9 protein-coding genes and 1 tRNA gene are annotated in these 11,723 nt (G+C 72.5%); 3 read left to right on the forward strand and 7 right to left on the reverse strand.

The features are described from left to right. Positions 1-1,262: dynamin family protein (locus G3I19_RS29175; protein WP_164266727.1), on the reverse strand; the 1,262-nt coding region annotated here is incomplete at its 3' end. A 337-nt stretch (positions 1,263-1,599) separates the two neighbouring features. On the opposite strand from G3I19_RS29175, the gene G3I19_RS29180 reads away from it, so the two are divergent. Then, positions 1,600-1,672: transfer RNA gene (locus G3I19_RS29180), tRNA-Arg, on the forward strand. A 146-nt stretch (positions 1,673-1,818) separates the two neighbouring features. Here G3I19_RS29180 and G3I19_RS29185 read toward each other — a convergent pair. Then, positions 1,819-3,009: an acyl-CoA dehydrogenase family protein gene (locus G3I19_RS29185; protein ID WP_164266720.1), complete on the reverse strand. Its 1,191-nt coding sequence runs from the start codon at positions 3,007-3,009 to the stop codon at positions 1,819-1,821. Between the two features lie 286 nt (positions 3,010-3,295). Between G3I19_RS29185 and G3I19_RS29190 the strand changes: the two genes are divergently transcribed. Further along, the gene (locus tag G3I19_RS29190) at positions 3,296-3,583 is read left to right on the forward strand and encodes a hypothetical protein (RefSeq protein ID WP_164266721.1); all 288 of its coding nucleotides are present in this window, start codon (positions 3,296-3,298) and stop codon (positions 3,581-3,583) included. Positions 3,584-3,685: 102 nt separating this feature from the next. Here G3I19_RS29190 and G3I19_RS29195 read toward each other — a convergent pair whose 3' ends face one another. Further along, positions 3,686-4,192, reverse strand: coding sequence for a MarR family winged helix-turn-helix transcriptional regulator (locus G3I19_RS29195; RefSeq protein ID WP_164266722.1), 507 nt, complete (start codon positions 4,190-4,192; stop codon positions 3,686-3,688). A 253-nt stretch (positions 4,193-4,445) separates the two neighbouring features. Here G3I19_RS29195 and lgt point away from each other — a divergent pair, with 253 nt between their 5' ends. Next, entirely contained in the window at positions 4,446-5,480 is a 1,035-nt protein-coding gene (gene lgt, locus G3I19_RS29200) for a prolipoprotein diacylglyceryl transferase (protein WP_164266723.1), read from the forward strand. A gap of 34 nt (positions 5,481-5,514) precedes the next feature. Here the strand turns inward: lgt and G3I19_RS29205 are convergent, their stop codons facing one another. The 4 genes from G3I19_RS29205 to G3I19_RS29220 all read right to left on the reverse strand — a co-directional run bounded on the left by G3I19_RS29205 (position 5,515) and on the right by G3I19_RS29220 (position 11,670). Continuing rightward, positions 5,515-6,963 (reverse strand): MFS transporter, encoded by a 1,449-nt coding sequence (locus G3I19_RS29205; protein WP_164266728.1) that lies wholly within the window; start codon positions 6,961-6,963, stop codon positions 5,515-5,517. A gap of 154 nt (positions 6,964-7,117) precedes the next feature. Beyond that, complete coding sequence (locus G3I19_RS29210; protein WP_164266724.1) at positions 7,118-8,593, reverse strand: cytosine permease; 1,476 nt, start codon at positions 8,591-8,593, stop codon at positions 7,118-7,120. A 108-nt stretch (positions 8,594-8,701) separates the two neighbouring features. Further along, entirely contained in the window at positions 8,702-10,360 is a 1,659-nt protein-coding gene (locus tag G3I19_RS29215) for an amidohydrolase (RefSeq protein WP_164266725.1), read from the reverse strand. A 410-nt stretch (positions 10,361-10,770) separates the two neighbouring features. Further along, on the reverse strand, positions 10,771-11,670 hold the full coding sequence (locus G3I19_RS29220; RefSeq protein ID WP_164266726.1) for an Lrp/AsnC family transcriptional regulator: 900 nt from the start codon (positions 11,668-11,670) through the stop codon (positions 10,771-10,773). Positions 11,671-11,723: the final 53 nt, after the last annotated feature.

Below are 11,723 nucleotides of genomic sequence, written 5' to 3' on the forward strand. Positions count from 1 at the left end.
CAGCGCCGCACCGCGAGGCCGACCCGCTCGCCGGCCTCCCCCGCCCCGGACGCCAGTCCCGCGGCCGCGGGCTCGCGTCCCCAGCTCTCCCTGACCCGCTCGTCGGCGGCGGCCACCGCGCACTGCAGCAGCACCGCGAGGCTCTGCGAGAGCGCGTCGAGCAGCTCGCCCGGTGAACTGTCCAGCGGATAGCCGCGCCACCGGGTCCTGGCGTCCCCCGCCAGCGCGGCGCCCGCCTTCAGGCGCGCCCGTACGCGCCGGCCCTCGGCCTCGTACGCCTCCTCGACGGTGCCGGTGAGCCGTACCGCTGCCGAGTACTGCGTGGCAACGGCCGCGGCCAGCTCGGGCATCCGGGCGCCGAGCGAATCGATCACTCCGCTCGCCGTGCGGTCCAGCGACTGCTGTCTGGCCGCCGGATCCTGCACCCGCTGGGCGAGCCAGGCGCGCAGCGGCGCCACGGCGGTGGTGGGCAGCAGTCCGCTGCCGCCGCCGGCCGACTCGGGCAGTTCGGGGATCGTGAAGCGCGGTGCGTCCCCGAGCCCCGCGCGGGTGAGGAGCGCGCCGTACTGCCGTGACACCTCGGCGACGACCTGGTGGGGCACCCGGTCGAGGACGGTGACGAGCGTCGCGTTGTACTCCTTGGCGGTACGCAGCAGATGCCAGGGCACCGCGTCGGCGTACCGGGAGGCGGTGGTCACCATGACCCAGACGTCGGCGGCGCAGATCAACTCGGCTGCCAGCGCCCGGTTGCCCGCGACGAGCGAGTCGATGTCGGGGGCGTCGAGCAGGGCGAGACCGCGTGGCAGGTTCGCCGCGGTTTCGACCCGCAGCGCACCGCCGACCGGCCCGTGCGGCTCCGGCGGGCCGTCGTCGTCGCCGGTGTCGTCCTGCTGCGGGAGCCATACGCGGGTGAGGCGCGGCAGCACGCGCAGCCCCGAGAACCAGTGGTGGTCGTCGGGGTGGCAGACCAGGACGGGCGTCCGTGTGGTGGGCCGCAGCACGCCGGCCTCGCTGACCCGGCGCCCGACCAGCGAATTGACGAGCGTGGACTTCCCCGCACCGGTCGAGCCGCCGATCACGGCGAGCAGGGGGGCCTCCGGGGCTCTGAGCCGGGGCACCAGATAGTCGTCGAGCTGTGCGAGCAGCTCGGTCCGCGTCCGGCGGGCGCGCGGGGCGCCCGGCAACGGGAGCGGAAGGCGCACGGCGGCGACTCGGTCACGCAGGGCGGAGAGTGCGTCAATCAGCTGAGGCCGTACATCCAAGGTCACCACATGCGAAGAATGCCCAATTAAGTTGGGTTTTTGAAGCGTATAGCCACTTGTGCGCGCCAATCGGGGGCTATCAGGGCCGTTCGGACACCCGGGACACTCGGGACGAGTGGGACGCAGGCATAACGACTGCACAACACCCGGGATCCGAGTGGCCAAAAGCTGTGCACGATCCGCGCTCGCCTGCGATTATCAGTTCGCTTCACTGAACCTCCACATCGTGCCACGGAGGTGAAGCAACGGGGAGCAGGTGAATGGAGCCCTATCCTGGTCCCCGGCAAGGTCACGCACCCGTACAACCGGGGCTCCAGGCCGCCGAGGCCACGATCCGGCCCCCGTAGCTCAGTGGATAGAGCAGGCGCCTTCTAAGCGCTTGGCCGCAGGTTCGAGTCCTGCCGGGGGCACTCTCGCCGCAACGCGGCCGGGCCCTCCCACCGGGAGGGCCTTTTTTCAGGTCTGGGGAACGTAGCGAGAACGACGTATTGGCGGCGTAAGGGTCCGCTGATCCGGGCGTCGGCGCTCGCGGCGGCCCGGGCGGGGCCCGGTGCGGTCAGAAGCGGATGATCGTGGACAGCGGCGGGAGACTGTTGCCGAGTTCGTAGCCGCCGATGTAGACGTTCTTGGCGTCGATGGGGTCGTGGGAGGCGAAGGTCCGGGCGTTGCGCCAGTAGCGGTCGTAGCGGTACGCGTTGGAGGTGCTGCGCGCACCCGTGATCTCGTGGATCTCGGAAGCGGCCGCGAGTGAGGCCTCGACGGCGGCGACCTTGGCCCGGAAGCAGTCGACGGTAATGGCGTCCATGTCCGCGTCGTCCCCGGCCTCCAGCCGGTCCGCCGAGCTGTGCAGCAGGGCGCGGGAGGCGGCCAGCCTGCTGGAGAGGGCGCCGATGCGGCGCAGGATCAGCGGGTCGTCGGCCGGAGTGGCGAACCGGGGCAGCGATCCGCGCTTCATGGTGCGCGTGTGCTGGACGAGCGCGTCCAGGGCGCCGTCACCGATGCCCTGCATCAACCCGGCGTGCAGCAGCATCGCCGCGCCCAGGAAGACCGGCGAGAACTGTCCCGCCGGCTGGTGCCGGCCGTCGGGCACGAAGACGTCCCGGTAGGTGGCCGTCCGGCTGCGGGTGCCGCGCTGGCCCATGTTGTCCCAGTCGTCGTGCAACTCGACTTGGGGGTGGTTCAGGTCCACCAGGACCTGGTGGTGCGCGGGCGGTTCGCCTTCCAGCACACAGCGGACCAGGGCCATACCCTGTCCGCCACTGTTGGAGTTGAAGGACTTCGTGCCGTTGAGTACCACGCCGCCCTCGACGGGCCGTGCGGTCGTCCGGCCCGTCACGCCCGTCTCCGCGACGGAGGAGACGAGCCGGAGGCCGTCGTCGAGTATCCGGCGCGCCAGCTCGCCGCGGGTCGCCTCCGCAAGGCCGCTGCCCGGCTCGAACAGCTCGCGGGCCACCAGGACGGTCGTGAGCCAGTTCTGCCCCGTGGGGCCGTCGCCCGCACTGACCTCCCGCAGCGCACGGATGACCGCGCCCCAACCGCCGCGCTCCGTACCGTCCCACAGCCCTCCGTACTCGCCCGGGACCGCCAGCCGAGCCGCCCCGAGCCCGGCCAGCAGCGCCAGGTTGGCAGTGGGGTCGGCGTGGTCACGGTCGCTGACGAACCCGCCTTCGGCCAGTTCGCCCCGGCGCTCCCGGATGGCGGCGATCAGGGTGCGGGCTTCCGCCGCGCTGTCCAACTGCGTTGACATGAGTGACTCCTCGACGCGTCCAGTACAAGAAGGTGAACTCGCATTCGCATCTTAGAGACGCGCGCACGCACCGGACTCGGCGACAGGGCGATGGCCTGCCTGCTCGCTCCCGGCCGCCGCCGGATACGCCCGGCACCGCCGAACCTGAAGGCGTCTTCAGGATGCTTCAGGTCAGCTTCAGGATGCCTCCGGCAGGGTGGCACCCATCGACGCGGACCACCCCGGAAGGCCGGGCCGGCAGAGAGCCCCCGAGCCGCCGGAATCCAACTGATCGGCAGGAGAAGTCATGAGCATCGCAACGGCAACGTGTTCCAGGACCGAGATCGGCGACCTGTGGGCGAACGGTGGCCAGTTCGAGCTGCGTACCGTGCCGCTCGACCCCGAGGTGATCGTGAACCTCGCCGAAGTGCAGGTGCCGATCCCGCAGTCCGTCCTCATCGGCTGGGTGGACGTGCCCGCCGGTGACCCCCGCGGAGCGACCCAGCACGCGCTCTACCTCACGGCCGGCGGCTACGCCTACCGGGTCACGACGTACCTCGACGGCCGCCGCGTCAACGGCGAGAGCCCCAACTGAACCTGCCCGTAAGGCGGTCAGGCCCCGTCCGGCCCGGCCCCGATTCGGCCCGGCCCGGCCCCGTCGTCCCCCCGCCGCGGTCACTCCCGTTTCCGTTTTCCGTCACTCCCCGCTGTCGTCGAGGTGTTCGGCGATACGGAGCAGGGCGGGCAGCGCCGCGCGCACCGTGTCGCGGTCCGCGTCGCCCAGGGCCGCGAGGGCTGTGCCCAGACGCCGTTCGTGGGCCTGCGCCCAGGCGGTGAGCTGGGCGCGGCCCGCGTCGGTGAGGACGACCACGGAGGCCCTGCGGTCGGCCGAGTCGACATCGCGGGTCACCAGACCGGCCGTGATCATCTGGCCGATCAGCCCCGAGACCGTGCTGGCCGCCAGATGCTGGCGGGTGGCCAGGTCGCTGATGCGGGCCGGTGAGTGTTCCGCGAGCACCTGGAGCAGTTCGACCTGCGCCATGGGCAGGGTCTCCCACGGGTAGTCGGTGCGGATCGACGCCCGCAGGGAGCGGCGCAGGCGCGTGACGGCCTCGGTGAGCAGCCGGGCGTCGGACGTGTGGTCCTTCGCGGACGTGCGGTCCTTCGGCGGCTTACGGGTCCCGGAGCGGGGCTGGGGCGGCATACGCGAACTTTACTGACCTCCGGCGCGGGGGTCACAGACTCGGGTGCCGCACCGGCGGCAGCGGCACGGGCCCTCACGGCACAGGTCCTCACCGGCACTGGCCCTCACCGGCACGGCCTCTCGCCGGTACGCCCCTCGCCAGCGCAGGCCCGCGGGGGCAGGGGGCACAGGCGGAAGGTTCGGTGACCGAGGTAATCTCGTCCGGGTTACTCCGGCCCCGGTCGGCAACCTCACGTCGAGAGCGGTCCCGCCGATGAACCTGGCGTACCTTCCCAGCCCTTCCCAGGGCGTCTGGCATCTCGGGCCCTTCCCGATCCGGGCGTACGCGCTGTGCATCATCGCCGGGATCTTCGCCGGTGTATGGCTGACGGGCCGCCGCTGGGCGGCCCGTGGCGGCAACCGGGACCACATCGCCGACATCGCGCTGTGGGCGGTGCCGTTCGGTGTGCTGGGCGGGCGGCTCTACCACGTCATCACGGACCCCGAGCTGTACTTCGCCGCCGGAAAGCAGCCCATCCGCGCCCTGTACATCTGGGACGGCGGGCTCGGTATCCCCGGCGCCGTGGCCCTCGGCGCGGTGGGCGCCTGGCTGGGGTGCAGGCGCCGTGGGATCGCACTGGCCGACTTCGCGGACGCCGCGGCTCCCGGGCTGGTGCTGGCGCAGGCGATCGGCCGGTGGGGCAACTACTTCAACCAGGAGCTGTTCGGCGGCCCCACCCATCTGCCCTGGGCCCTGCTGATCGATCCCGCGCACCGGCCCGACACCAGTCCGAACGTTGCCTTCTACCATCCGACGTTCCTCTACGAGTCCCTGTGGGATCTCGGCGTGATGGCCCTGCTGCTCTGGCTCGACCGGCGCTACCGGCCGCGCAGGGGGCGGCTGTTCGCCTGCTACGTGCTGGCGTACACGGCCGGGCGGGCCTGGATCGAAGCCCTGCGGATCGACCACGCCAACCACTTCCTGGGCCTGCGGCTGAACGACTGGGTATCCGCCGGGCTGTTCGCCGCGGCGCTGGCCTATCTGATCGCCACCCACCGTCGTGCGCGTACAAGCACGGGTACAGGTACGGATACGGGTACGGGTACAGGTACGGATACGGGCACAGGTGCAGGTACGGATACGGGTGCCGCGAGTGCCGACGGCGGTGTTCCGGCCCCGGAGAGCGGCACCCCGCAGGCCGCCTCTCCGCCCGACCGCGACTCCGACCGCGACCGTGCCGCTGAGCATGACCGTGCCGCTGAGCGTGACCGCGACCGTGCCGCTGAGCGTGATCCAACGGACAAGTAGCGCGCGGACAGCTCCCGCTCCTGCCCACGTGCCCTCACGTACGCGACCCAGCCCCCGCCCGCGTCCCCGCCCTGGGCCCCGAGCATGCCGCGTACACCGCCACCAGCGCCGCCACCAGCAGGACGATCACGGCCCAGCGCGGCCCGTCCGGCACCCCGTGCGGCGGGGCGAGGTGCAGCGCCAGCGTCACCAGCGCGACGCCCAGGGCCGTGCCCAGACCACGGGCCATGTTGACCAGGCCGCCTCCGGTGCCCGATGAACGCGCCGGGATCGCCCCCATGATCAGCGTGTTGTTGGCCGGGGTGAAGATGCCGAGGCCCAGCCCCAGCACCGCGAGCAGCAGCACCAGCGGGCCCGGGGTCAGTGGCGCCAGGGCCATCGCCACCAACGCGGCCGCGCAGACCAGCGCGCCCAGGACACAGCGGCCCCGGTCGCCCAGCGCCGAGGGCAGCGCCCGGTCCGCTGCGGTCGCCGCGACCGCGAAACCGACCGGCAGCGCGGTCAGTACGAACCCGGCCGTCAGCTCCGACGAGCCGCCACCGGTCAGCACGATCGGCACCAGCACCAGGGGCCCGAAGAGCACCAGATAGCCGCAGAGCGCGCCGGTCAGCCCGGACGACACCGCCCGTACCCGCAGCAGCGCCAGGTCGAGGAGCGGCACCGCCGCCACCCGCTGCCGCACCACGAACGCCCAGCCGGCCGCCACGGCCAGCACGAAGAGTCCTGCGACAGCCCAGCCGGGCACCGGCAGCCCCGATGCGGCCGAGAGCCCGAGCAGCCCGCTGGTCGTCGCCACGACCAGCAGTGCGAGGCCGGGCCGGTCGAAGCCGCCCGACCGTTGCCTGCTGCGCGTCCTCGGTAGCAGATAGTGGCCCGCGACCAGCGCGACCAGACCGATCGGCACATTGATCCCGAAGACCCAGCGCCAGCCCAGCGTCGCCACCAGCGCGCCTCCCACCGTCGGCCCCAGCGCGAGGCCGAGCGCCTGGGCGGCGGCCTGGACGCCGAGCGCGGTCCGCATCCGCTCCCTCGGCGCGCTGGTGGCCACCAGCGCCACACTGTTGGCCTGCATCATCGCCGCGCCCGCCGCCTGCACCACCCGGAAGGCGACCAGCGTCGCCAGCGACGGGGCGAGCCCGCAGGCCGCCGACGCCGCGGTGAAGACCACGAAGCCGTAGAGATAGAAGAGCTTGCGCCCGTACGCGTCGGACAGCCGCCCGATCGGGACCAGCAGCGCGACCAGCGTGAGCAGATACGCCAGGGACACCCACTCGACGGCGGCCAGGGACGCGTGGAACTCCGTACGCACGCTCCCGTACGTCAGCGTCACGATGCTCGCGTCGAGCTGGCCCATGAACGCGCCGAAGCACACGGTGGCCACGGCGAGCCACCAGGCGCCCGGCCGCTGCCTGATCCGCTCCGGGCGGGCCCGTTCGCGCAGGAGGACGGCCGTCCAGGGGTGCCGTTCGCCGGAAAGCGCCATGCGCCTGCTCACGTCTCCTCCACTCGCACGCCGGGTGCCGGGCCGCGTCCCCGCGAGCACGACGGCAGGAGCCGTCGGCGGGGTGCGTCCCACAGGAGAAGATTACATCGGATACCGAAATACTTTGTTGCCGATACGTGTGGACCGCGACGCGCTACGGGCGGCGGCCCGCCTGTACGTCCCGCTCCCGCGCCCCGCGCACCCGCCGCCCCGCGAGCAGCAGATAGGCCGCCCCCGAGACGATGATCGGCAGGAACCAGGAGAGGTCGGCGCCGCCCAGCTGCCCGCTCAGCCAGCTGTGCAGGAGGGGCGAGTTGATGGTGAGCAGGCCGGTGGCCATACCGCAGGCGAGCGCGATCAGGCCCTGGACGTTGACACCGCCCACGCCCCAGTAGCGGCTGCTGCGGTCACTGGTGTGGATGTCGTGCTGGTCGTAGTGCCAGCGGCGCAGGATGCCGTCCACGATCCAGACGGCGGCGAACGGCCCGGCCCAGATGTTGACCAGGGACAGGAACTCGTTCAGCGCGGTCTCGAAGTCGTACACGAAGAGGATCAGCAGCACCGCCACGAGCGCCAGCGTGGCGTCCAGGGCCGTGGCGAGCCAGCGCTTGAGCGGGATGCCGATGGCCTGGATGGCGAGCCCCGACGAGTAGAACACCGAGGCGTTGTTGGAGATCGAGCCCAGGAAGCAGGCGGCGATGTAGAGGACGTACAGCCAGCCGGGCACCAGCGGCCGGACGCCCGCCACCGGGTCGGTGAGGTCCGTGCGGGTCGCGACCAGGACGCCCGCGATGCCCAGGTAGACGGCCATTCCGGCGCCGCCGCCGAGCACCCGCGGGAAGACCTTGCGGACCGGGGTGTCCGAGGGCAGGTAGCGGGCGTAGTCCGGCGAGACCACCAGGTACGACAGTGAGCCGGAGGCGATCAGCGCGGCGGCGGAGACCACCAGCGCGAGCCAGTTGCCGCCGCCTCCCGCGTGGTGCGGCGGGTGCCAGTTCCAGTCCACGCCGCCGATCGTGAAGCAGAGCAGCAGCGCGAAGATCACGGCCACCGCCACCGCGAAGTACGGCTGGACCTTGACGAGCAGCCGGTGCCCGGTGACCGCGATGACGATGGCCACGCCCAGCACCAGCAGGGTCGCCAGGACCTTGCCCGGGGCGCCGGAGTGGTGCCAGCCCAGCCGGCCGAAGAGGGCGAGCACGGCGAAGACGCCGAGGAGGCCGTTGACCGTCTTGAAGCCCAGCGACATCGCCCAGGTGAACAGGGCGTTGAGGCGGTTGCCGAACACCCCGAACGGCGCCCGGCTCAGCGTGAGCGCGGGCAGCCCCGCGCGCGGCCCGGCGATCGAGCTGTACGCGACGAGAGCGAACAGCGCGTTGCCCGCCACCACCGCGACCAGGGCCTGGACGAGGGAGAGGCCGAGGGCGATGGCGCCCGCGCCGAGGACGAAGAAGAACTGGTAGGAGTTGATTCCCGCCCAGAAGAAGCCCAGTTGGCGCGGGGTCATATAGCGCTCGGACTCGGGGATGAAGTCGTAGCCGTGCTGTTCGACCGCGCCCGCTGCGGGGCCGCCGCCGGCGCGTTCGGCCGTGCCGGTCCCCGGCCGGTCCGGCTGTGCGGTGGTGCTCATCGGTGGTGCTCCTTCACGGTGGCGGCCGCCGGTGCGGGCGGGCGCGTGTGCCGTCATCGGTGAACAGCCTGGGTTCAGTGGACGGTGGACCGGGGGATCCCGGGCCGGTCAGGCCGTGGCTGACCAGACCTGGCGGGCGCCGATCCAGGTCTCGTCGACGCCGGCCGTGGCGAGCCGGGCGAGGTCGTCGGTCCGGTACGGGTCGGCGTCCGTGACGACGAAGTCGGCGAACGCTCCGGGACGGAGGCTGCCCACCTCGTTCTCACGGTGCAGCGCCCGCGCTCCGCCCAGCGTGTGCGCACGGATGCCGTCCGCGACGGCGAGCCGCATCTCCGGGGTGCCGAGCCGGGTGCCGAGCACGGTCTCGCGGCTCGCGGCGGCGGCGACCGCCTCGAAGGGCCGGGGCGGGGCGACGGGCGCGTCCGAGCTGAAAGCGAACTCCGTACCGGCCGACTGGAGCAGTCCCGCCGGGTTGTAGCGGTGACCCATCTCGCCGATCGCGGTGAGCGTGCCGTCGCCGGTGCGGAGGTGGTGCTGCGGCTGGAGCACGGCGTGCACGCCCAGCTCCCGCATGCGGGTGATCTCGTCGTCCGTGGGCAGCCCGCAGTGTTCGACGCGGTGCCTGGGGTCGGTGCGGGGGGTGTCGGCGAGTGCCTTCTCGACGGCGTCCAGGACCATGCCGATCGCGTACGGGGACTGCGCGTGGGTCGCGGTCTGGAAGCCGGCCCGGTGGGCGCGCAGCACCAGGTCGGCGTATTCGGCGGGGTCGTGGTAGAGCTGCCCGTGGTTGCAGCAGTCGGCCGCGTACCCCTCGGGGAAGTAGGCGGTCCAGCCGCCCAGGGTGCCGTCGGCGTAGAGCTTGACGCCCTGGATCCGCAGCTGGTCGTCGCCGAGCTCACTGCCGAGACCGAGGTCGAGGGCGGTGTCGAGCAGCGCCGACGTCAGATAGACGGAGGTGCGCATCCGCAGGTCGCCGGCGTCGCGGGCGCGCAGGTACGTGGAGAGTTCGCGGCGGGACGCCTGGGCGTCGCCGATGGTGGTGACCCCGGCGGCGAGGAAGGTCTGCTGGGCGCGGAGCAGATGGCCGCGCATGATGTCGGCGGGGTCGTCGAGGTGGAAGTTCGGGCCGTGGTTGGTGATCTTCACACCGTCGGGCCCCGTCAGCAGATCGCAGGCGCCGTCCCACAGCTCGCCGTTGGGCTCACCGGACGCCGTACGGCCGATGCGGCCGCCGACCGGGTCGGGGGTGCCGGCGGTGATGCCGTACTTGTGCAGGGTGTAGGTGTTCACGACGCCGCCGTGGCCGGAGGCGTTCATCACGTACACCTCGCGGTCGGTGGCGACCCGGTCGAGGTCCTGGCAGGTGGGGTGGCGGCCCTCGGCCAGCCTGCGGTGCTCGTAACCGAAGCCGCGCAGCGGGGCTTCCTGGCGGAGCCCTTCCGCGTGCCGGCGGAGTGCGGCGACCAGCGCGTCGATGTCCGCGACCGTCTCGGGCCGTACGTCGGCCCACGCCAGGTTCTGTCCGTACATCACCGGGTGGCAGTGCGCGTCGACGAAGCCGGGCATCAGCTGCCGCCCGCCGAGGTCCAGCCGCTCGTCCACCCGGCCGTCCAGTGCGGCACCGCACTCCTCGGCGGTGCCCGCGTGCACGATGCGCTCGCCGCGCACCGCGAGGGCCTCGGCGCGGCCCGCCGGGGTGAGGGTGTGGACGGTGCCGCCGGTGACGAGAAGGGTGCGGTCCTGCTGTGCTGCGGGCGTGGTGGCCATGTGGGTGCTCCGGTCGTACGGGGAGGGCGTGCGGCCCAGGCGGGCGGGCGCTGCTGCCGGGGCAGGGCGGCGGCGCATGCGGTTCGGCAGGCACCGGGCGGCCCGGCGCCACGGGAAGCGGATCGACGCCCGAGAAAGGCATGCGCGAGCGATTCGCTGACTGAGACAGTACGACTCAAGCGAAAGATTATTCAGAGGGGTGAGTCAGAAACTTTTCGCTTGCTCTGGAGGGCCTCGACGAGCGAAGCGTGTGCGGCCGGAGAGCGGGCGCGGTGAGGAAACGGGAGGGAGTGGTGACGGGACGGGCGCGGCCGAGACAACGGGTCGGTGAGGAAACGGGGGGCGGTGAGGAAACGGGGGTGCTGACGGGACGGGCGCGGTGACGGGACGGGGCCAGGTCGAGGGACCGGTCAGCTCGTCAAGGAGTCGTAGCGCTCCTTGACCAGCTCCAGATGGAGCCAGCTCTCCAGTCCGTGTACACCGTCCAGGGCGCGCAGCTCCTCCAGCGAGGCCAGCACATCGGCCAGCGTCTCGCCGCCGACCGTGCCGATGACGTCAGCCCTGCCCACACACTCCGCGGCGAACTGCACCTGCTCGGTGGCCAGCAGACCGCCCACCCCTGCCGTCCCGTGCGCGTCGCCCGAGCGGCGCAGCGAGAAGCCCGCGAGGTGGCCCATGCCGAGGGTTCCCGGCCGTACCAGGGCCGCGACCCGGAAGACACCGGCGTCGAGGAGCCGCAGCGAGCGGGCCCGCGCGGCGGCCGCCGACATGGCGATCCGGTCGGCCAACTCGGCGTAGGACATGCGCCCGTCGGTCTGCAGCGCCCGCAGGATCGCGTGGTCCGTCTCGTCGAGGCTCACCGTGTCGGGCGAAGTCACCGGCAGATAGGGGTCCTTGAGCACCCGCGTGTACGGGGTCGTGTCGACGCCCCGTACGCCGGGCAGCCGCGCGATGTCCGCCACCAGGGCGCTCAGCGCGGCGAAGTCGGACGTCCGCAGCTCGGCGATGACCGGGCGCCGGCCGGCCGTCAGTGTCACGAAGACCGCTTCGGACAGCCCGGCCACGGTCCGTGCCACGGGCTCGGCGGGCCCGACGACGTCGAAGGCCACATGCGCGCTGACCGTGCGGCCGAGCACCGCGGGGTGGATGACACCGACGATCCGCAGGATCCCGTCCTCGGTGAGCCGCAGCGCCCGCGCGCGGGCGGCGGCGCGGGAGAGGCCGACGCGCGCGGCGAGCGTCTCGTAGGACGTGCGGCCGTCCGCCTGGAGGAGGTGGACGAGCGCGAGGTCGGTGGAGTCGAGGTTCATCGGACAGCCAGTCTGCCACGTGCGCCGGAACGGCCCCCGCGGTCAGGGCGCGG

Source organism: Streptomyces sp. SID10853 (assembly GCF_010548145.1).
Lineage (GTDB): Bacteria > Actinomycetota > Actinomycetes > Streptomycetales > Streptomycetaceae > Streptomyces.